Source organism: Saprospiraceae bacterium (genome assembly GCA_016709995.1).
Classification (GTDB): domain Bacteria; phylum Bacteroidota; class Bacteroidia; order Chitinophagales; family Saprospiraceae; genus JADJLQ01.
Genome location: JADJLQ010000003.1, coordinates 35391 through 57931, shown reverse-complemented (window position 1 = coordinate 57931; position 22541 = coordinate 35391). Strand labels below are relative to the sequence as shown.

General features: G+C 43.2%; 20 protein-coding genes. 8 read left to right on the top strand and 12 right to left on the bottom strand.

From position 1 onward, the window contains the following. Positions 1 to 170: 170 nt before the first annotated feature. Positions 171 to 710 carry a hypothetical protein gene (locus tag IPJ09_19455; protein ID MBK7373569.1) on the top strand — a complete coding sequence of 180 codons (540 nt, stop codon included), beginning with the start codon at positions 171 to 173 and terminating at the stop codon, positions 708 to 710. 383 nt (positions 711 to 1093) lie between these two features. Here IPJ09_19455 and uvrA read toward each other — a convergent pair whose 3' ends face one another. From uvrA to IPJ09_19440, 3 genes are all read right to left on the bottom strand, one after another. Continuing rightward, positions 1094 to 3943, bottom strand: a complete 2850-nt coding sequence (gene uvrA / locus IPJ09_19450) for an excinuclease ABC subunit UvrA (GenBank protein ID MBK7373568.1) — start codon at positions 3941 to 3943, stop codon at positions 1094 to 1096. A gap of 151 nt (positions 3944 to 4094) precedes the next feature. Continuing rightward, positions 4095 to 5201 (bottom strand): hypothetical protein, encoded by a 1107-nt coding sequence (locus IPJ09_19445; protein ID MBK7373567.1) that lies wholly within the window; start codon positions 5199 to 5201, stop codon positions 4095 to 4097. After that, on the bottom strand, positions 5198 to 6913 hold the full coding sequence (locus tag IPJ09_19440) for an amidohydrolase (GenBank protein ID MBK7373566.1): 1716 nt from the start codon (positions 6911 to 6913) through the stop codon (positions 5198 to 5200). The genes IPJ09_19445 and IPJ09_19440 overlap by 4 nt, the downstream gene beginning before the upstream one ends. Positions 6914 to 7278: 365 nt before the next feature. Between IPJ09_19440 and rpiB the strand changes: the two genes are divergently transcribed. Continuing rightward, a complete protein-coding gene (gene rpiB, locus IPJ09_19435) occupies positions 7279 to 7710 on the top strand; it encodes a ribose 5-phosphate isomerase B (protein ID MBK7373565.1) in 432 nt (143 codons plus the stop codon). Between the two features lies 1 nt (position 7711). Here the strand turns inward: rpiB and IPJ09_19430 are convergent, their stop codons facing one another. The 4 genes from IPJ09_19430 to IPJ09_19415 form a co-directional block, all read right to left on the bottom strand. Further along, on the bottom strand, positions 7712 to 8215 hold the full coding sequence (locus IPJ09_19430) for an OmpH family outer membrane protein (GenBank protein MBK7373564.1): 504 nt from the start codon (positions 8213 to 8215) through the stop codon (positions 7712 to 7714). 133 nt (positions 8216 to 8348) lie between these two features. Further along, entirely contained in the window at positions 8349 to 8543 is a 195-nt protein-coding gene (tatA, locus tag IPJ09_19425) for a twin-arginine translocase TatA/TatE family subunit (GenBank protein MBK7373563.1), read from the bottom strand. 130 nt (positions 8544 to 8673) lie between these two features. Beyond that, entirely contained in the window at positions 8674 to 9630 is a 957-nt protein-coding gene (locus IPJ09_19420) for an isopenicillin N synthase family oxygenase (GenBank protein MBK7373562.1), read from the bottom strand. Positions 9631 to 9718: 88 nt separating this feature from the next. Continuing rightward, on the bottom strand, positions 9719 to 10717 hold the full coding sequence (locus IPJ09_19415; protein ID MBK7373561.1) for a hypothetical protein: 999 nt from the start codon (positions 10715 to 10717) through the stop codon (positions 9719 to 9721). A 91-nt stretch (positions 10718 to 10808) separates the two neighbouring features. On the opposite strand from IPJ09_19415, the gene IPJ09_19410 reads away from it, so the two are divergent. Then, positions 10809 to 11585: an outer membrane beta-barrel protein gene (locus IPJ09_19410; GenBank protein MBK7373560.1), complete on the top strand. Its 777-nt coding sequence runs from the start codon at positions 10809 to 10811 to the stop codon at positions 11583 to 11585. Between the two features lie 7 nt (positions 11586 to 11592). After that, the gene (gene nadC, locus IPJ09_19405; protein MBK7373559.1) at positions 11593 to 12459 is read left to right on the top strand and encodes a carboxylating nicotinate-nucleotide diphosphorylase; all 867 of its coding nucleotides are present in this window, start codon (positions 11593 to 11595) and stop codon (positions 12457 to 12459) included. Between the two features lie 28 nt (positions 12460 to 12487). Here the strand turns inward: nadC and IPJ09_19400 are convergent, their stop codons facing one another. Then, the gene (locus IPJ09_19400) at positions 12488 to 13504 is read right to left on the bottom strand and encodes an FAD:protein FMN transferase (GenBank protein ID MBK7373558.1); all 1017 of its coding nucleotides are present in this window, start codon (positions 13502 to 13504) and stop codon (positions 12488 to 12490) included. A 75-nt stretch (positions 13505 to 13579) separates the two neighbouring features. After that, positions 13580 to 14890, bottom strand: a complete 1311-nt coding sequence (locus IPJ09_19395) for a Gfo/Idh/MocA family oxidoreductase (protein MBK7373557.1) — start codon at positions 14888 to 14890, stop codon at positions 13580 to 13582. Between the two features lie 147 nt (positions 14891 to 15037). Between IPJ09_19395 and IPJ09_19390 the strand changes: the two genes are divergently transcribed. Together IPJ09_19390 and IPJ09_19385 are read left to right on the top strand one after the other, a co-directional pair. Continuing rightward, entirely contained in the window at positions 15038 to 15793 is a 756-nt protein-coding gene (locus tag IPJ09_19390) for a helix-turn-helix domain-containing protein (protein ID MBK7373556.1), read from the top strand. Positions 15794 to 15816: 23 nt separating this feature from the next. Further along, complete coding sequence (locus tag IPJ09_19385; protein MBK7373555.1) at positions 15817 to 17118, top strand: hypothetical protein; 1302 nt, start codon at positions 15817 to 15819, stop codon at positions 17116 to 17118. A gap of 23 nt (positions 17119 to 17141) precedes the next feature. Here the strand turns inward: IPJ09_19385 and IPJ09_19380 are convergent, their stop codons facing one another. The 3 genes from IPJ09_19380 to IPJ09_19370 all read right to left on the bottom strand — a co-directional run bounded on the left by IPJ09_19380 (position 17142) and on the right by IPJ09_19370 (position 18759). Then, a complete protein-coding gene (locus tag IPJ09_19380; GenBank protein ID MBK7373554.1) occupies positions 17142 to 17366 on the bottom strand; it encodes a T9SS type A sorting domain-containing protein in 225 nt (74 codons plus the stop codon). Further along, the gene (locus IPJ09_19375) at positions 17363 to 17569 is read right to left on the bottom strand and encodes a hypothetical protein (protein MBK7373553.1); all 207 of its coding nucleotides are present in this window, start codon (positions 17567 to 17569) and stop codon (positions 17363 to 17365) included. The genes IPJ09_19380 and IPJ09_19375 overlap by 4 nt, the downstream gene beginning before the upstream one ends. Positions 17570 to 17712: 143 nt before the next feature. Further along, entirely contained in the window at positions 17713 to 18759 is a 1047-nt protein-coding gene (locus tag IPJ09_19370; protein MBK7373552.1) for an alcohol dehydrogenase catalytic domain-containing protein, read from the bottom strand. Between the two features lie 459 nt (positions 18760 to 19218). On the opposite strand from IPJ09_19370, the gene IPJ09_19365 reads away from it, so the two are divergent. After that, on the top strand, positions 19219 to 21048 hold the full coding sequence (locus IPJ09_19365) for a Na+:solute symporter (GenBank protein ID MBK7373551.1): 1830 nt from the start codon (positions 19219 to 19221) through the stop codon (positions 21046 to 21048). 41 nt (positions 21049 to 21089) lie between these two features. Continuing rightward, positions 21090 to 22472: a beta-glucosidase gene (locus tag IPJ09_19360; GenBank protein ID MBK7373550.1), complete on the top strand. Its 1383-nt coding sequence runs from the start codon at positions 21090 to 21092 to the stop codon at positions 22470 to 22472. Positions 22473 to 22541 lie beyond the last annotated feature (69 nt).

Sequence of the window (22541 nt, the reverse complement as noted above, 5' to 3'; positions counted from 1 at the left end):
TGCTATGTCCTAAATTTAATAATTTAGATAAATATGCAGCAGTCTTTTAGTCATAGCTTTGTTATCAAATTACAAAACTATGTGTTTATTAATATTAGCAATTGGTTATTTAGGGACTTTTGCTGCATTTGCAGTAGTTTCTCAACCTGAAGGATTTTAAAACAAAAAAAATGCATCAACCCGATTCCAATCACAAATTCATCGAAGCTTGGGGTATCATGGCCAGCACTTGGGGTGTAAGTCGCTCAGAGTCACAGGTTTATGCGTTGCTTTTGATTCAGAATGAGCAGATGTCTGCAGAAGCTATAATGGCAGATCTGCATATGTCCAGGGGAAATGTCAATACTATATTGCATACCCTGATGGATTTCGAACTGGTATTTAAATCCCATATCAAAGGTGAACGTAAGGAGTATTTCAGGGCAGAGACCAATCTATGGCTCGTCATGGAAAAACTGGTAAAATATTACAAAAGAAGGTCTCTGGATAAATTGGTAGAGCTGGTAGCTGAGATTCAGCCTATACAGGAACAAAATGCTTCTGCAACCCACCTAGGGAAACTTAAAGGAGATATCGAAGGGATCTCCTCTATGTTCGGCACAATGCTGGAATATCTGCCGATCATGCAGGCCAATTTTAATCAGGCTCCTGCTGCCGTAGGCGGGGGAAAGGTAATCCCCATCAATGGCAGAAGAGCGTCGCAAGGGTGACAATAAAGAAACTGCGCTCATTTCTAGAGCGCAAGTAGGTATTTAGTATAAAGGGTAATTTTAGGTAGGTCCGGGTGGTTCCGGACCTTTTTTTTTGCTTAAACCGCTAATATACCTGGTTGTGAGCCTGCTTCTGCGAAAGCTCTTAACTTCCTTGTGTATAAGCCCTAAACGGAAATAAAGATAGCATCTTTCTGCCCGCCAAGAAGTCAAGAACTAACCCAATGTCTTCTGCACAAACTTGACTTCTTCTGTCGCCCTGCCAATTATGATTGATTTACAATATATTATAAAATTGTATCCTGCTCAAAGTATATTATTATAATTTTTACAATGAAAATAGCAAAGTGGATGTATCATATTTCATAGTAAGATTTTGGCGTCTATTTTAGACCCAACTCGTCTTTCAGATACTTTGCGGTCAGACTGGTTTTAGACTTTGCCACTTTTTCAGGTGGACCTTCGGCGACCAATCTACCACCATATTTTCCTCCTTCAGGTCCCATATCAATAATATGATCGGCTACTTTGATCACATCGAGATTGTGCTCGATGACCAGGACCGTATTGCCCCGATCCACCAGCCTGTTGAGGATATCTATAAGGTGTTGTATGTCCTGAAAATGCAAGCCTGTGGTGGGCTCATCCAGAATATATAAGGTATTGCCACTATCGCGTTTGGACAGCTCTTCAGAGAGTTTAACACGTTGGGCTTCACCTCCCGACAGCGTAGTCGCTTGCTGGCCAAGGGAGATATAACCCAGACCTACTTCGTAGAGGGTCTTCATACGACGATGGATATTGGGGATGTTTTCGAAGAAATGCATCGCATCTTCTACTTTCATGTCCAGTACCTGGGAGATATTTTTGCCCTTGTACAAGATCTCCAGGGTCTCCCGATTGTACCGCCTCCCCAGGCAGGTTTCACATTCGACGAGCACATCAGGCAGAAAATTCATCTCGATGACCCGCATGCCCCCACCCTCACAGGTTTCACAGCGGCCACCCTTGACATTAAATGAAAACCTGCCGGCTTTGTAGCCTCTGATCATCGACTCCGGGAGCCCGGTGAAGATATTGCGGATATCGGTGAATACGCCTGTGTAAGTAGCCGGATTAGACCTGGGGGTACGCCCGATGGGAGACTGATCGATCTCGATCACCTTGTCTACTTCATCGATCCCGGTCAATTTTTTATAAGCCAATGGCTTCTGCAGACTTCCATAAAAGTATTTGCGCAAGATAGGATACAAGGTCTCATTGATCAGGCTGCTCTTGCCACTGCCACTGACCCCGGTGACACATATAAAGGTGCCCAACGGTATACTCACGTTGACAGATTGCAGATTGTGGCCGGAAGCCCCCTCGATATGAATATACTTGCCATTGCCCGGTCGGCGCGACTTTGGGACTTCAATCTTTTGTTTGCCACTCAAAAAATCTGCTGTCATGGACTGCTTATCCATAAAATCCCTGGGGGTGCCCTGAGCGACTATCTCTCCTCCGTGGGTGCCCGCCCCGGGACCCAGGTCGATGAGGTAATCAGACGCCAGCATGATCTCTTTATCATGTTCGACGACCAGGAGAGAATTGCCAATGTCCCTCAGCTCACGTAGTGCCTGGATTAACCGCTGGTTGTCGCGTGCGTGCAAGCCTATACTGGGCTCGTCAAGGATATAGGTGACTCCTGTCAGTTGTGATCCGATCTGCGTAGCCAGGCGGGTGCGCTGGGATTCTCCCCCGGAGAGTGAGTTGGCCGGTCTGTTCATACTGAGGTAGTCGAGGCCAACGTGCAAAAGAAACTTCAGACGCAGTCCGATTTCTTTGATGACATCCGTACCGATCTGTTGCTGACGGGAGGATAGTTTGGGTTGTACTTCTTCCAGCCATTTGGCCAGGTCAGAAAGGTCCAGGTCTGCCAGTTGAGAGATATTTTGATCCCCGATTTTAAAGTGCAGGGCCTCTATTTTTAGTCTGGCCCCTTTGCATTCAGGACATTCGGAGATCGTCATAAACTCTTCCGCCCACTGGCGTATTTTTTCACTGGTACTGTCACGGTGCCACCTGATCAGCATATTGAGCAGACCTTCATTGGCCAGGTTGTAGACAAAATCATTTTGTGAATAAGTAGTCTTGACATCAAAGCTGTCATCACCCCCATGCAGGATGAGCTCCAGGGCTTTGGCCGGTATTTTATTGACAGGAGTGCTAAAGGTGAAGCCATACTTTTTTGAGATAGCCCTCAATTGTTGAAAAGTCATATTTTCTCTGACTTCCCCCAAAGGCAGGATGCCCGCTTCATTAATACTTTTATTGGCATCAGGGATCACCTTATCGATATCGACCTGGTGCATTTTACCCAGGCCATCGCAGGACGGGCAAGCACCATAAGGAGAGTTAAAAGAGAAGGTATTGGGTGATGGATCTTCATAAGATATGCCGTGCTCAGCGTCCATCAGATTCTGACTGTATGGCACCACATTGCCGTGTTCATCTTCAACCATGAGCAGGCCATTGCCCATTTTCATAGATAATTGCACGGAGGAGGCGAGCCTGTCCCGCTTATTGATCATGACCTGTATGCGGTCTATCACTACCTCTATGTCATGTACTTTGTATCGATCGACTTGCATGCCTGGCTTGAGATCCATGGTCTTGCCATCTACCCTGACTTTGGAATAGCCTTGTTTGCGGGCTTGCTCGAAGATCTCTCTGTAGTGGCCTTTGCGTCCCCTGATCACCGGAGCCAGCAAGACTATTTTTTGCTCATTGTAGGTGGTCAGGATATGGTCTATGACCTGGGCTTCACTGTACTTGACCATTTTCTTTCCCGTAGCATAGCTATAAGCCTCACCGGCCCGGGCAAACAATAAGCGGAACAAATCATAGATCTCTGTGATAGTACCTACTGTAGACCGGGGATTCCACCCACTGGTCTTTTGCTCAATAGAAATAACCGGACTAAGCCCTGTAATCAGCTCTACATCAGGCCTTTCCATAGTGCCTATAAACTGTCTGGCATAGGCGGAGAAGGTCTCCATATATCGGCGTTGGCCTTCTGCATAGATGGTATCGAAAGCCAGAGAGGACTTGCCACTACCGCTGAGCCCGGTGATGACGACCAGCTGATTGCGAGGGATTTTCAGGCTGACATGCTTGAGATTGTGCTCACTGGCGCCGACTACTTCGATGTATTCCTGTTCCTCCTGATCCTGAGCCTTATCTTTTGCCATGACCCGCAAAAATAAGTTTATTGTAGAAGACTGATAAAGATGAATTAATAGAAATCTTTTAAAGAGGCTTTATTTGTCAAATGATCCATCATTAGCACTTTGGATGAGGGAAGAATGGTTAAACCGATATGGGGAATAAAAAAGGGAAATATCATCGAGTCACCGCCAAACCCACAAAGGAGTCAGCCGTGCCATAATATAAAAACCACTTCTTTTTAAAATAGACCAATCCTTCGGCAAAAGTGGTGCCTGCTGCGTATTGGCCAGATCGTTCGTGAGGCAAACTGGGCTGCATAAAAGGTCGATCAGACCGGTACAAGACCTTAGACGGATCTCCCGGATCGAGGATCAATTTACCTACCGAGTAGGTATTGGCAGGAAGATCGGGGCTAGCATCCGATCCAGAGAGATTTTTGCCATTGTATAATAGTGTGATGCCCTGTTGAGTAATGATCGCAGGTGGTCCACATTCTGTCAAATGACTATCAAAATAGCCTCGCTTGGGGCTGATGACTGCAGCCAGGGTACTGTCCGCATTCAGCGAAGGGTACCAATCATATAAATTGTCAGACCAGGCGAGATTGATCAATTGTTCGCCCCAGTACATCCAATATTTTCCATTGATTTTGGCCAATACTGGACGACCGCCCTTCATTTTGGTGATCATAGACCCTGACTTGCTCCAGGTATTCAGCCATTTGCCCTGGTAAGCTTTGGCAAAAGCCGGTCCTTTTTTATCCCAATGTATCAGATCGGTAGAAAAGGCGATGCTCAGCCTGGCTATGTCCTGATTCCATGCAGTATAAGCTACGACATATCTGCCATCTTCGGTCTGACATAATCGGGGATCTTCGCAGCCGCCGGGGTATTCATATTTCTTATAAGGATCATCGTCGGGAAACAGTACCGGAACAGGATGTTTGGTAAAATGTATGCCGTCATCACTCCGGGCTAAACCTAACCTGGATGTCCGACCTCCTAAATGGGCAGCTGGATTGTCCTCACATCGATATAATATATAGACCTGGTGGTCTTTGACGATCGCAGCAGGATTAAAAACATCTGCCTTCTGCCAAAGTACAGTATTATTAGTGATCGGGTCGACAAATTGAAAGGATGAGTCGGCGCTTAGAATAGGATTTTCTCCAGGTTTAAAAAATGTATTTTCTGCCAGGAACAGCCCGGGCTTGCATTCTATGAAAAAAAATCCAACACTAAGCAGGCAATACAAACAAAGAGCACTTAAGCGTCTGCTCATCGGTGATATTCGATTTTGCCTCCAACGATGGTCTGAAGCACTTGAGTTTTCATGATGTCTTCATCAGGACAATGTGCTAAATCCTGAGACAGCACGACCAGGTCCGCCCATTTGCCCACTGTCACCGATCCTTTCGTTTTTTCTTCGAAAGCTGCAAAAGCAGGCGCCATCGTATAGGAATATATCGCTTCTGCACGGGACAGTTTTTGCTCAGGAAAAAAGACCAGGCCATTGTCTACCCGGGTGCGGGTGACTGTAGCATAAAAACACTCTATTGGGTCAACATCTTCTACCGGCACATCGGTACCATTGGATACGACCGCCCCTGATTGAAGCAAACTCTTCCAGGCGTAGGCGCCGGTGCGCGCACGAAACTCACCCAATCTCTTGACTACAAAAGGCGCATCGCTGGTACAATGTATGCCTTGCATGGAAGCGATCACACCCAGTCTGCCAAACCTGGGAATATCTGCTGTATCCAGGTGTTGGCTATGCTCTATTCTCCAACGCAAGTCTTTAAGCTCGGGATGTTCCGTAAAATGGTGTTCCATCAGATCCAGGATTTCGCGGTTGGCACGATCGCCTATGGCATGGACACAGAGCTGTAGTCCATGTTGGATGCATAGGTCTGCTGTGGTATTGATGATGGAGATCTCACCAGTATTTTGCCCATAAAAATTGTCTTGTCTGTCACTATAAGGACTCAATAACCAGGCACCATATGAACCCAAAGCACCATCCACATATGATTTGATAGCCCTACAAGTAAAAAAATCATTGCCCAGTCCAATTTTAGGGAAAGCAGCCAGTAAATTATATTCATCCTCTTTTGGTTGGCTCAGCATAGACCATAGACGAAGTCTCAGTTTGCCGGACTCCGCCAAAGCTTTAAACCAGTCCATTTCCTGAAAGCTACTGCCAGCATCCTGAAAAGAGGTCACCCCTTTGCTCAAACATTCCTGTGAGGCTAGTTCTATCCCCTGGTGCCAGATGCGCTCTAATTCTTCCGGGGGTTGGTTCTTGAGATAGTGATTGTATACCTGGTTGATGATACTTTGGGCGGTCTCTTCAAACATACCGATGGCATCTCCCTGATCATCCCGTACGATAGCCCCTCCTTTAGGATTGGGTGTTTCTTTGGACACGCCAGCCATATCCATTGCCATTTTATTGGCAAAGACGCCATGTCCGCTGGCATGTTCGAGGATGACCGGATTGTTGGGAGAGATGGCGGATAATGCATCATGCATAGGATAGCCGTGCACGGAGGCAAACAATGGTTGAGTCCATTTTTCCTGATGCCAGCCTCTGCCAATGATCCATTCCCCAGGTTTGGCAGTCTTTATGCGTTCCTGTACCATGGACACTATTTCATCCCAGCTTTTGGTCTTGATAAAATTGAGATTCATCAAGCTTCCGCCCAGACCTGGAAAATGTCCATGACCTTCGATGAATCCCGGCATGACAAACTTGCCTTCCGCATCAATCATCCTTGTTGAATCTCCTTTGAAATTAGCTACCCCTTCGTCAGACCCTACATATACCAATATACCATCGCGGATGGCCACCGCCTGGGCTTGGGGCTGATCAGGGTCTACCGTATAGATATTGCCATGATATATAATGGTATCTGCTGGTTTCTCTGTTTTACAAGTGATCAGCAGGGCACAAAAAAATATGAATAGCCCGTTTTTTGGAAAATATAGTCGCATATAGACCACAAAATAACCCAAATAATGCATTAGCACTATTTGCCCAAAAGGCTGATGAAGATATCGATATGAAAATCAATATCTTATCAGGTCGTGATGACTCTGATGAGTGTCAGATCCCGATGATTAATATCGGGATGCTGATAGAACCATCAGTCACTCCGTCAGAGGTTAATCTTGACATTGAAATTCAAAGGTTCATTAATAAGTTCTTTATAAACCTTTGAATTTTCCCGATTGCAACATCGGGATCAATTGAGCATTAGAATTTCTAATGCTCAATAGGGGATTAATAATTCTCCCTCACAGAGAATTAGTATATCGACAATTAAACGATATTTGCACCACATAAAAAATAATATCTTATGACGATTGCCTTAGGTGCAGATCACGCCGGATTTGAAGTGAAGCAGGCTATACTCAGAAGCCTCCAATCACAGAATATTGATTGTATAGATTATGGTACTTATACAGAGGATAGTGTAGATTACCCTGATTTTGCTCATCCGGTCGCCAATGCGGTGGAGAAAGGTGCAGCAGACTTTGGAGTATTGGTATGTGGTAGTGGCAATGGTGTGGCCATCACTGCTAACAAACATCAAGGCATTCGTGCGGCCATTTGTTGGAACGAAGACCTGGCCAGGCTAGCCAGGAGACACAATAATGCCAATATAATCGCGATCCCTGCTCGGTACATAGATCTGTCTGTAGCAGTCAACCTCGTCAATATCTTTTTATATGAAGAATTTGACGGCGGCCGACATGCTACCAGGGTCGATAAAATCCCAACTGCTTAGATTATTGAAGTCCTAACTCCTTAAGCACCAGGGCTCCGAGGTTGTCCCCTTCAGGTAAATACAAATAACCCGGCTGACTTGAATCAAAGATCATTGTATAATTATTGTCCTTACCTATTTTCTTGACCAGGCTATCAATTTTGTCAATGATAGGATTGTACAAGGTCTCGCGGCGTTGGATCAATTTAAGCTTTACATCATTTTCTAAAGCTTTCAGCGTATCCTGCTCTTTAGTCAGTTCTTCTTCCTTTTTTTTAGCTTCTATGGGCGCCAGGTTGCCCTTTTGAGATTCCACTTGATAGTCTTGTACATGTTTTTGAAATGCAGATACCAGTGGTTCACCGGCTTTGACCAACGAATCCTGATACATTCTTAATAATGAATCGGCCAGGGCTACTTCAGGTACTTTACTGAGCACTTCGGCAGAATTCAGATATCCAAACTTTTGAGCGTTGGCGCCAAACGAAACAGATATCAATAAAACAATGGTTAAGATTTTATACATAATAGCTTGAGAATAAATTTTTATAAATAACGAACCAAAAAATAAATAGTTACAGATCACAAAAAATAAACCCCTCAAGAACAGTTATTCTATTGGGGTTAGAAGATGACAATCACTAAAATAAAAGCCTTACCTATTTAGGATCGTTTATTTTTTTCTTTTCTATCTCGCGCATGCCTTCCTGGATTTCTTCTTCGATAGAAGTACGGGCATTATTAAATTCGCGAATACCTTTTCCGAGTCCTTTCATTAACTCAGGTATTTTTTTACCTCCGAATAATAACAATACGACTACAAAAATTAAAACCCATTCGCCACCGCCGGGCATTGATAAAAGCATAAAAGAATTCATATCTGATTGGTTGATTTTGAATGACAAATATACAAGTATTTTAAGGTGGCAGAAAACATTAACCATGTATTAGCTTTCAGCGAACGAAAACAAATAGCGACCAGGACTACTTTTTGAGTCCTATCTCTCTCAGCCGTTCTGCCAAATAATCTCCTGCGGTGATCGGCGGATAATGCAATGGATTGTCTTTGGTGACTGTTTTTCCGAGACAGGAAAGATCCATTTCACTTCTGGGATGCAGGAAGAATGGAATAGAAAGCCGGGGCTTATGCCAGTCTTCTTTGGGAGGATTCACCACTCTATGTGTAGTAGATTTTAGATAGTTATTGGTCAACCGCTGGAGCATATCACCAACATTAATGACGATTTCGTCCTTTTCAGTGACTACATCCAGCCATTCCCCTTTAAGATTGAGGACCTGAAGCCCACCGGCTGAAGCACCGACCAACAAAGTAATCAGGTTGATGTCTTCGTGCTGTTCTGACCTGATCGCGGAATTGGGTTCGGCAGTGATCGGTGGATAATAGATCGATCGCAGTATACTATTGCCATTTTTGATTTTAGGATCAAAATATTTTTCGCCGAGGCCAAGATGGATAGCAATGGCTTTGAGTAGTTTGCCACCGGATCTTTCAAAAGATTGGTAAAGTTTGATGCCGGTAGCCAGATACTGCGGTCTTTCACGAACATATACATTTTTTGGGTATTCTTTTTTGATTGGATCTTTACCTTTGACCTCCTGTCCTATCTGGAAAAACTCTTTTAGATCACCTACTTTGGATTGCTTGGCATGCTCCTTTCCAAAAGAAGTATATCCTCTCTGACCTGCCAAACCGGGCACTTCATACTTTTGTTTTTTCTCCGTAGGCAGCATAAAAAAAGCTTGCGATTCGGCGTAAAATTTATTGACCAGAGCCTTGGGTATTCCATGATTCACGACTCCTACGAAACCGATCTCATGGAAAGCCTTGGAAAGTTTTTTGATAAATGCTTTCTTAGAAGCTTCGTCTCCTTTGGTAAAATCAGACAAATCAACGAGTGGGATCGCTCTTTTCCTGGCCATACAAATTAATTTTATTACTAATATACAAATACTATACCAATCAGCGATTTAAATATATATAAGGGTGATTTTTCCAATATTTTGCTCATCAATCCGGCCGGTACCGTGCTACTTTCAAAATTTGATCAAAATCCTGATTGCCTGCCAGATCTGCATCGGAGGATTTGGATTTTCTCATATAAGCATCAATGATTTTCCATCCTATATAGTTTACTGCACGACCAGGAGCATCCGGCGGCATGCCTTGACTGTGTGGGGATGGTTGGATAAGATTCGCGACATCTTTGCCACTGACTTTGTACATCAGTCTGTCTGCCAGCAAAAATCGCCATATGTCCAATTCATTTTCCTCCACCCATTGTAATTGGTCTGCGGTGTATTCCAGCAAAATCGTATCAGAAAGGTCTGGCATCCACTTTTTTACCAGGAAAATTTTCTTGCCCTGGGTCAATAAATTATCCAGAAAGCGGTTTGTGGCAGGTGCAGCTATTGCATCATCTGCTATCGCGTACATGATCTTTGATGGCAGGTGTGAGGTATTGAAGGTGCGGTTGAGATAATTGGAAAAATTGGGATTTGCAATGGAAAGTTGATCATAGAGTGCTGTTTTGCCCATAAACATTTCAGTACCGATACCGATAGCATCATGGCCATCCACTGTCTGAAAATTGAAGATGCCATAATTAAAATCCGTAATCAACATAAAAAATTTGGGAATCTCTTTTTGAGGAAAATCACTATGATATCTGGCCAAAGGAGCACTTAGAGATTGTTGCCAATCAAAGTGTTTAAAAGCCAATGCTGCACTATCCCGTGTACGAATCCTGTTCGAATCACTGATATAGCTGACCATCCCTGAATCCCAATTGGATTTATCCCGGAGCCCTAATATAGCAGTACCAATAATCTGGTATAGCGCTGTATCTAGCGTAATTTGTTTGGATATCACCCGAGGATCCTGACCAAGGGCATTCATCCAGGACTGATCTACCACAACATCCACCGACCCAGGAAGATCATTGTTAATATTGGAGCGGCATTGAAATAATAAACACAAAAAGACAAAACAAATCGTTACTAAGGACAAAACCTTAATATTTTTAGAATGGCACATTGTTGGCATCAACGAAAATAGAAGGATTTTTTATATTCAAAATTCATGATATTTGCGCGCTTTAATGAAAAAACTGTTTAGACACCTTTTAATAGTACTTTTTTTAGCATCTTTTTCCCTGTTATCTGCCCAATCTTTTAAGTTTGGTATCAGCACTTCAGGCAATCTCACCTGGATCTCCACCAATGATGTCACTATTAAATCGCATTCGCCGATGTCAGGGGTGACTATGGGATTGCAGGCTGACTATATGTTTAAACCTCAATGGGTACTGGAAGCCGCTACTTCTTTTTTCCTCAACCAGGGAGGCAAGTTGAGCTATAGCACAGGTGGGAATTTTTGGCCAGAGTCGGAGCTCAAAGTACCGAAGTATAATCATGGTCCCAAACCTATCCCTGACGGCAGTGTAATGGAATACAACATGAAGTTTTGGTCCGTTTCGCTGGGCATAAAAAAAATGTTTAACAGTCGACGAGAAGCCAGGACTTTTGTGGAACTACCCACTTTATATTTTTCCAATATGCTCAAAGCCAGAGGGGCGCTGCGGAACCAAAAGATCCTTACAGAAAATGAAAACATTATTAATGACCTCCATCGTTTTCAATTTGGACTTGGCACCGGAGTAGGTATTGAAAAAAATATCACTAACAATGCCGCCATTTACTTCAGTGCTCAATACATTCAATATCTGACTGACCTGACTAAAAATGGAGGATTCAAATCCAATTTTATCTCTTTGGGCAATACAACCGATCCTGCAGACGATATATATGAACAATATGCAGAACATTCACGAGCTTTGCTCCATGGATTGAGCCTAAAGATAGGCTTGTTATTTTAATAAACTTATGCAACAAAAACTACTCGATACCTTTATCAAACTAGCCTTAAAAGAAGATGTGGGACCAGGCGATCACACCTCTAATGCCTGTATCAGTGTCAAGGACACTTCTAAAGCCAGGTGTATCATCAAAGACGATGGCATCCTGGCCGGCATGGTTGTAGCCCGGCGCGCTTTTAAACTAGTCGATCCCAAATCAAAATTTAAGGCCCTCATCAAGGATGGAGCTACAGTCGAATATGGCGATATCGCTTTTGAAGTGACCTGCAATACCAGAAAGCTTCTCCTGGTCGAAAGACTTGTGCTCAATACTATGCAAAGGCTGTCTGGTATCGCGAGTATGGCTGATCGTTTTGCAGCGGAGGTGGAAGGGCTTCCAGTAAAAATATTGGACACCAGAAAGACCACTCCTTTGATGCGTTTTTTGGAAAAGTATGCAGTCAAATGCGGCGGTTGTTATAATTATCGCGATGGACTCTATGACTGGATCATGATTAAAGACAATCATATCGATGCCTGTGGATCTATCGAGCAAGCTATCCTGCAAGTCAAAAGTTATTTGAAAAAAAATAAATTACGACGAGGCATCACTATTGAAGTACGTAACCTGGTAGAACTATACGAAGTATTGCGTGTAGGTGGTGTGACCAGGATCATGTTTGACAATTTTGAAATCCCAATACTCAAAGAAGCGGTAGCCATCGTCAAAGGCAAGACGGATGGTGGGAAGTTCGAAACTGAAGCATCCGGAGGGGTCACTTTGAAAAATGTAAGAAAAATCGCCCTAACCGGTGTAGACTACATATCCTCAGGAGCATTAACACACTCTGCCGGCCAGTTGGATATCAGCCTCAAAATCATGAAAAACACTTAAGGGTGATTTCGGACAAGTAGATATGCTCCTATTTTAATTTGGATTTGAAATAGGTCCAGTTTGAATCATCGAGTGGAAAAGCTTTCCTCCATCGCCTGCGAAATTGCCTGATTTTACCCGGACAAAGGATACTGATCGAGGTAGCCAAAGCATCTGCATGCATCGCGGTCGAAGCGATGACCGTGGTCTGATGTGGTCCTGGAATGCCATAGCCCGTATGGGGATCAATGATGTGTGAAAATATACGGCCTTTCGCGTCGAGGATAAACTTGAAGCGATCACCAGAAGTTACAATAGCTTTATTCGTGAGGTCCATGGTGGTATCAATCCAGGTTCTATTTTTTAATTGAAGGGTGACCAATACCTTCCACCCATCAGATCCGGTCGGGGCATCGCCCACATAAAGATCGCCCCCACCATCCACCATCATAGCTGAAAACCCTTTTGACCGGAGGACACTCACTGCCTCATCTACCGCAAATCCTTTGGCAATAGCACCAAAATCAAGTAATACCCCATCAGGAATGGTGATAGTAGTACCCTCAAACTTGATTTTATCAAATCCAACATATTTGAGCGCAGTATCTATCCTGGACTTTGACGGCAATTCATTCATTTTAATAGCTCTTCGCCACAGGCGAGAAAGTGAACCTACGGTCACATCAAATACTCCCCAGCTACATCTGCTGTACGACAGACTGGTTGATAACAGTTCGCTGAAAATAGGGCTTACCCGCGTAGGCATACCATGTTGATGTTGCAAAAAGTATAGTTCACTGGTGGTACTGTAATCACTAAAGATATCATTGACCTCGTCTATTCGATGCCAGGCAGCCTGAACAGCGGCATAGATATCGCTGGTATCCTCGGTAAAGATTTTTATTTCAAAAGCAGTGCCCATCTTGTAATCTTGAAAAGAATACATTGATCCCTGGCCATACAACCCACAACAAAATAATAGCACGCCATAAGTATAGACTCCCTGGATCCAATATGCATGCAAACGGGATAGTGAAAACATCAATCTTCGTAACCAGCTATTCAAAGCAGTTATAAATGCCAAAGGCAAAGAAAACCTTTGCCTTCGGAATATGGATGAAATAAATTATTAACTCAATGATTAAACGGCTACGGTCTTGCCCGGCATCGGTATGTCGTACCAACCATCTTTGTCAGGAAGGGTCTTTGGCAAAGTATCCCAGGTATAGGCATTGGGTTGGAGGTTGATGGTAGAATTAAGGGCTTTGTCCCACTCTACCAACTGACCACTATATGCTGCCATACGGCCCATGATGGCAGTGAGGGTAGCTTTAGCTCCATTCTCTGCATCTGCAAATTTGTATTCATTGGCGGCTACTGCAGCAAACAATTCATCATGCTCTACCTGGTAAGGATTGGCATCCTTTTTATCATCGTGTTTCAGCAGAACAAATCCTTTGCGGGTCTGTATCAATCCTGGTTTTGGAGCGACTCCATTGGTGCCATCAAATTGTTCTGTCACCATATTAAGACAGCCCTTGCTATGTCTGCACTGACTATACATCCTCGAGCCATCTGCATACTCGTATTCTACTGCAAAGTGATCAAAGATTTCGCCGTATTCTTTACCGGTCCTGGTCTGTCGTCCTCCCATGCCTCTGGCGTTGATCGGATATGCTTGTTTTACCCAGTTGCCTACATCAAGGTTATGGATATGTTGTTCATTGATATGATCGCCACACAACCAGACAAAGTAATACCAATTGCGCATTTGGTATTCCATTTCGGTTTGATTAGGCTGGCGTGGTTTGACCCATACGCCTGCATCATTCCAATACACCCTGGAAGCAGTGATATCACCAATAGCTCCTTCATGCAAGGCTTCGACCCAGCGCTGGTATACTTTCTGATAGTGCCTCTGTAAGCCTACCACCACATTAAGTTTTTTATCCTTGGCTTTCTGAGCAGTCTCCAGGACACTGCGCACCCCTACTGCATCGGTAGCCACCGGTTTCTCCATGAACACGTGCTTATTTTGAGCGATAGCCTCCTTAAAATGAATGGGTCTGAAACCCGGAGGTGTAGCGATGATGACAACATCACACAATGGAATGACTTTTTTATAAGCATCAAACCCCGAAAACATTTTGTCAGGAGTGACTGCAAATTTATTTTTGTCCAGTCCGGAGTCTTCTATTTCTTTTTTGATCGCTTTGACGCTTTCATCTATTCTATCAGGAAAAGCATCTGCCATCGCTACCAGCTGGACATTCTGTTTGGTAGAGAGTGCTTGAATAGCTGCGCCTGTAGCTCTACCTCCACAGCCTATCATGGCTATTTTTATTACATCATTGACTGAGTTGTGCACCATGGCTTGTAATGGACCACTACCAAGCAGTAATCCAGTACCGCCAATAGCGGCTGAAGATTTGACAAAATGACGACGATTCATATTTTAAGGTATTTTGTTAATTAATAAAAGTGATTAAAGTTACTAAAACCAAATGAAACCAATACAACAATATCGCAGCTATCAGATTTTATTAAGTCCGCCTATGTCGAAAAATTATAATATTTTTGACGAAATATTCGGATTACCATGTTTGGTGACAATTTAAAATACCTCAGAGAAGTAAAAAAAATATCGCAGCAGCAGGCCGCAGATGATCTGGGTTTACCCCGAACTACCCTCGGAGATTACGAAAGAAATCATACGGAGCCCAATATTACCATGTTGTGCAAAATCGCAGGGTACTTTCACGTGGACCTGGATGATTTGCTCAAACATCAACTCGAACAATTACATCCAAAATCATTAGACAAAGATTTTAAAATACTGGCTATTACGGTAGACCCGGCCAATCGTCAAAATATAGAGCTCGTCGATGCCAAAGCGGAGGCAGGCTATCTTCAATCCTTTCAAGATCCTCAATACATCAAAAAACTGCCAAGGATCTATATTCCGAGGCTGCACCAGGGGAGTTACAGGGCATTTGAAATCAGGGGGGACTCTATGCTTCCAGTCGAAAGCGGTACCCTTATTATAGGACAATATGTAGAAAAACTCAGCGATGTAATCAATGATAAAACCTATATCATCATACACAAGACAGATGGTATCGTATATAAAAGAGTGCGGGTCAACAAAGAAAAAAAAGAATTGCAACTGGTGTCGGACAATACGGTTTATGATACCTATTCATTGCCCTTCCATCTCATCAGTGAGCTGTGGGAATATAAGGCCCATATTGGCTTTAATGATTTAAAATCGAGTTTTGAGTCAATGATGGATGATAGACTATCCGATGTTCAAAAAAAAGTGAACCAGATCTATAAAAAAGTGGTTAAGTCTTAAAATGTAATAAAGTAAAGTTTTTGATGAAAAGAATACTATTGGTAATCAGCCTGATCTGTATATATCTCCTTCCTACTGAGGTATATGGTCAAGTCAAAAAAAAGCCCAGAAAAAAGTCTACTCCTCCTCCCGTAGTAGCCCGTTGCTCCAGATTTAAAGATTCCTCCGAGATCGCCAGCATATTCAATTCAATGAATGGACCTGAGTGGTTTACAAAATGGGACCTTTCTGCTCCCATCGAATCCTGGCAAGGAGTCACTGTGAATAAGTCAGGATGTGTGTCACAAATCGTAATTTCCAATAACAATCTATCAGGTAATATCCCTGCACTCAATCTTCCAGCGCTAGTCCAGCTGATGATGGAAGATAAAAATATATCCGGGTCACTTCCTCTCTGGATCAATCTACCGAATCTTAAATCATTAATCATAAAATCAGATCAGATCAGTGGTCTCCTGGTCAATATAGACAAATGTCCCCACCTGGAATACCTGGACATAGCATCTCCCAAGATGACCGGGACGATCCCCAATTTTGATAAAATACCAGACCTTACTGATCTGTATCTATCCGGAGATTTTAGCGGATCTATTCCGGACTTTGCCAAATTGACCAAACTTCAAACACTTGAGATCAGTGGCAGCCACCTCTCCGGCAAATTGCCTGAATTAAAAAACCAAGCTACCCTCAATAATTTAAAAATATCTGATACCCAACTTGAAGGTGCTATCCCGTCTTTTTCAGCCAGCAACCTGATGAACCTCGACTTATCCAATAACAAACTTACCGGCAGCATACCCAACCTGTCTGTGTGGTCCAGGTTAGAAAATATAAACCTTTCAGGAAACAAGCTCACAGGCAGTATACCAAATATGAGTGGGCTCAATGCGCTGGAAGAATTGATGTTACAGGAGAATGATCTCAGTGGCAATCTTCCTAATCTGATACTCCCAAAATTAAGGACGCTGTGGTTGCAAAAGAACCACCTTGCTGGGCCATTGCCAGACTTTAGTCAATTGGCGGAATTGCGATCTATCGACCTCAGCGAAAATGATTTGAATGGGGCGATCCCTGACTTTAATAAGCTTTCACAAGTAGAACAAATGAGTTTGCATCACAATAAATTCAGCGGCAGTATTCCTGATTTCACCCAAATGCCCAGGTTGCTTACCTTATCCCTCAATGACAATGAACTCACCGGGAAAATACCGGATTTTAGATTTCTGCCAAAGCTGATGAAACTAGATCTAAGCAATAATAAATTTAAAGGTAAAACCCCCAAGTTTAAAAAATGTCCACACCTGGCAGATGTCAATATCCGCTGATTTCAATGAAGACGAAGTAAAATTTACATTTTCATAAAAGTCCTGGTTTCGCTGTGGCCATCTCCATCAAAGCGAACATAATACATACCCGATTTGAGCTTCCCGACAAATATAGGTGTCACGAGTCCTGGACCTAACCAACCATTGTGAAATACCTTGCCGGAAGCGTCAGAGATACTGTAGCTACCAGACTGACCCAAAGGGGCTACCATATTCACCGAAGTAGTGACCACTGAAGGGAATATCATAAATTGTTTAGTTGCACTATTTTTTCTGGCTTAGAATCTGTGTTTTTCATGCTGATTTCATAGTCGGTGGGCTTAGTTTCCAAAACTGAATCTTTTGATGCTTTGGCGGCACTTGTATCAGCTGTAATTCTGAGGGTATCCTGCGCAACAATATGTATGAAAGTAAAAGAGAATAAAATGGAGGCTAAGTAAATTTTTTTCATATTCAATATTATAAACACGTATACATCAAGCATGACGAAGGATCGGCATAGAATGTTACACTACAGAAAGCTGGTGATCCGGAATATTGAAAAACGAGTATAGGCACTTGGGTTCATGCTGATCAACCCCCCCTTTGAAAAGGCTAGGCTTGAAGCAAGACCTTGATACAGCCCTCCTGTTTTTTATCAAAGATGTCATACGCCCTCACCCCCTGATCAAGGGGGAGGTGGTGTGTAAACAAGGAAGCAAGCTGCTTTTTGTTCTTACCTATTAAAGGCAAAATAACAGGCATCAGAGATCTGGCCGGACACCGCCCACTTTTATACGTTAGATTTTTGTCATAGACATCAGCCGGCTTAAACACAAACTGATCTGTAGTATGGACACCGATGGTGGCTATAATACCTCCAGGCCGCACCAGGTCGTAAGCGAGTTTTTGTGCTGATTCATTGCCTACGGCTTCTATGACGGCATCGGCTCCCCTACCCTGCGTCATCTCCTTCACGGCCTCTATCGTCTCTTTATTTAATTTTAAGGGTAGTCCCCCAAACCCGGAGACCAAGACCAACCGGTCATCTATCAAATCGACTCCTATCACCGTGCCAGCGTACGCATGAGCTGCACTCCATATAGCCATCAGGCCCACAGGTCCACAACCAATGATGACCACTGTATCCTCAGGTTTTAGTTCACAAAGCAAAGCACCAAAATAACCAGTACTGAGAATATCTCCTGCCAGGATGGCCTCTGAACCAGTAAGACCATAGGGCAGGTATGGCATCAAGGTATGATCGGCCAGAGGTACTCTAACATATTCGGCCTGAGCACCCTGGAGCCCTTTGCCGTTTTCTCTCCAACCATAGATCTGATTGTGTATACATCTCGCGCTAAGACCGCGAAGGCAAAAAAAGCACTGCCCACAGGCTGTAGTGAAAGCACTGACGACCTGATCTCCAAGTTTTAGACTAGTGACCTCACTGCCTGCTTCAACGACTTCTCCGGTAAATTCATGTCCCATAGCAGTGTGAGAGTCTATGCCACGCTCTCTTCCGTGATAGATATGCAGATCAGAACCGCAGATGGCACAATATGATGTCTTGACGATGACATCCATTTGATCTTCGATGATTGGATCAGGGATATCTTCGTAGGTGATGGATTGAATACCGGTGAATGTTAGTGCTTTCATATATTGAAGAATAAATATAGTTTAAGAGGATAAATATAATGCTGATAAACAATGCAGAAACGTTGAAATGGTTAGAACCCCCGGGATCGGCAGGTGCTAAAAAGCTTTTTTGCCGGGCATGCTATATACCAATGGCCAAAAAGAGTAAACCGCCAAAATCCAATCATCGAAATCGAATAAATTCAATATTAGCTGTCTATCATTTTTAAAACCATTGCCACTATGGTCAATCGAAGAAAATGTGTTAAACAACCAGTGCGTTTGCAGGGATCCCGATCTTGCCATTTTCCATTTACTAGATATCAGTTGATCGTACAGATTATTACGATTATATTAAAATGTGGCGATGAGGGCTTCATCGGCTTTTAGTTCAAATTTATCTAAATATACCACAAGATTGATATCACTTTGGATGTTGAAGAGTATGGACTACATTAGTGTTGATATAACAAACCTTACATGAAAATTTCTACCATTGATCTCATCATCATATTGATCTACCTCAGTTCGACGGTAGTCATCGGATTACTACTAAGAAAACAAGCCTCTAAAAGCAAAGAAAGCTATATGCTCGGTGGCAATACTCTACCCTGGTACATGCTTGGCTTGTCTAATGCATCAGGTATGTTTGACATCAGTGGCACAGTATGGTTGGTGACTCTATTATTTATCTATGGACTTAAAAGCATTTTTATTCCCTGGTTATGGCCGGTATTCAACCAAGTTTTCCTGATGATGTTTTTGTCCGTCTGGTTGAGGCGCTCTGGAGTCAATACAGGAGCAGAATGGCTGGCTACCAGGTTTAGTGGCAGGGGAGCGCAAATGTCCCATGCAGTTATAGTCATATTTGCCGTCATTTTGGGATTAGGTTACCTTGCTTATGGGTTTATAGGTATTGGAAAATTTATTGAAATATTTATTCCCTGGGAGGCAGTGTCGGCGTATGTACCTTTTGATATCTCCCCTCAGTTTGTACCTCATTTTTATGGAGTGATATTTACCCTTTTTGCTATTTTTTATAGTTTAATCGGAGGCATGCTTAGCATAGTATGGGCCGATGTAATACAATATTCGCTGATGGCTATCGCCGGGATCATCATCGGGATAATCGCTATGAATGCCGTAGCGCACAATGCCCTCGTAGTGCCTGAGAGCTGGTCCAGTCCGTTTTTCGGCAGTCATCTACATCTTGACTGGAGTCAGATCATACCTGAGGTCAATAGCAAAATCAGTAGTGATGGGTATTCACTGTTTGGCATATTCTTTTCTATGATGTTGATCAAAGGGTTGTTGGTATCTTTTGCCGGACCTGCGCCTACGTACGATATGCAAAAAATCTTGTCTGCCAAGTCCCCAAGAGAAGCAGCTATGATGTCCGGATCAGTCAATGTCGTACTGATGCCTTTCAGGTATTTTATGATTGCAGGATTTGCTGTACTGGCATTGATCTTTTACAATCAGTTGGATCTTCGATCGGTCACCAGCGGGGAGATTGATTTTGAACAGATTTTGCCGGAAGCTATTAGCAAATTTGTTCCGGTCGGGCTCATGGGCATATTGCTGGCAGGTTTAATCGCTGCATTTATGAGCACATTTGCAGGTACCCTCAATGCTACTCAGGCTTATATCGTCAATGATATTTATTTAAAATTTATCAATCCCAAAGCGGACAATGTCAAGATCAGGTCAATCAACTGGATCGCTGGTCTGACGCTGGTTTCGTTTAGTTTTATCCTTGGTTTTTTTGCCAAAGATGTCAATGATATACTTCAATGGATCGTATCTGCTGCATATGGCTCTTATGTAGCTGCCAATGTGCTTAAGTGGTATTGGTGGCGATTCAATGGCAACGGATTTTTCTGGGGTATGATCGGAGGGATGGTGCCAGCCTTGACTTTCCGATTTATTTTTCCTGGCGTACTCGATCTGTATACCTTTCCACTTATGTTATTGATCTCTACAGTTGCCGCGATCATAGGTACTTATTCAGCACCGCCGACCAATGAAGACACCCTCAAAAAATTCTACAAAAATGTAAGGCCCTGGGGATTTTGGAAACCGATTGAAGAAAAAGTATTGGCAGAAGACCCTGGTTTCCAACCCAACAGAGATTTCAAAAAAGATATGTTGAATATTGTGATCGGTATCATTTGGCAGACCTGTTTGGTAGCTTTTCCAATCTACTTGGTTTTATTAAAAGTGGTACCTTTTACCATCAGTATCGGTATCGCCATCATCTGCACCCTGATATTGAAAAAGACCTGGTTTGATAAATTACCCAAGGACTAGTTAATTGCTTTAACCGATTAATAAGAACTATCTGAGCAATCATGGAAAAAAAATTTCCTAAAGATTTCATCTGGGGAGGAGCTACCTCCTCTTATCAAATCGAAGGAGCATGGAATGAAGAAGGCAAAGGGCCCTCCATCTGGGATGTATTCACCATGATTCCAGGCAAGGTCAATCATTTTGAAAATGGCAATATAGCCTGTGATCATTACCACCGCATTGAAGAAGATGTGGCCTTGATGAAAAAAATAGGTCTTAGAGCATATCGTTTTTCCATTTCCTGGCCACGCATCCTTCCCGCCGGAAGAGGCCAGGTCAATCAAAAAGGTATTGATTTCTACAATAAACTCATCAATGAATTAGTAGCCAATGATATCACTCCCTGGGTGACACTGTATCATTGGGATCTGCCTGCTGCATTGGAGTTTGAGATCAACGGTTGGTTGGGCGAGGAGATCAGTGATGCTTTTGCTGAGTACGCTGATGTCTGCTTTGCTGCCTTTGGAGATAGGGTCAAAAACTGGATCACCATCAATGAATCCTGGGTGGTCGCCATCCTGGGATACGGATTGGGTGTATTTGCCCCGGGTAAAAAATCCATGGATTACCCATACCAGGCCGGACATAATCTACTCAAAGCGCATGCTAAAGCAGTAGCCACCTATCGGCAAAAATACCAATCGACCCAACATGGTAGAATCGGGATCACCAATAATTGTGATTGGCGCGAACCTCTGACAGAAAGTCCTGCAGATAAAGCGGCTGCAGAAAGAGCTTTGGAGTTTTTTCTGGCATGGTTTGCAGACCCTATCTACAAGGGGGATTACCCTCCCTGTATGAAAGAACGACTGGGAAGCAGGCTGCCGTCCTTTACTGCTGCTGAAAAAAATATGATCAAAGGTTCGTCCGATTTTTTTGGACTCAATCACTATACCACTATGTATGCTGCCGATGCAACTCATAATCGCGAGAAAGGCAGTGTCTATGGCAACGGGGGTCTATCAGAAGATCAGGATGTCAATCTATCCGTATCGCCTGATTGGAAGATGACGAGTATGCAGTGGGCGATCGTCCCCTGGGGTTGCAAAAAATTATTGATGTGGATCGACGCAAGATATGATCATCCAGAGGTCATCATCACAGAAAATGGTTGTGCTTTTAATGAGTCACTGGTCGAAGGAAAAGTAGATGATCACGAACGAATACAGTTTTTTCAGGGATATCTGGCAGCAATACAAGAAGCTATCCGGGGAGGTGCTGATGTCAAAGGATATTTTATCTGGTCCTTGATGGACAATTTTGAATGGGCATTGGGTTACGACAAACGTTTTGGAATCACTTATATAGATCAGGATTTAACGAGAATACCAAAAGCATCAGCCTGGTGGTACGCCAGCGTGATTGAGCAAAATGAGGTCATTTGAAAATATTGTCATTTGCCTTTGAGGCTAAATCAAAATAATTATCAGGCTATTGACCTCCTAACATAAGGT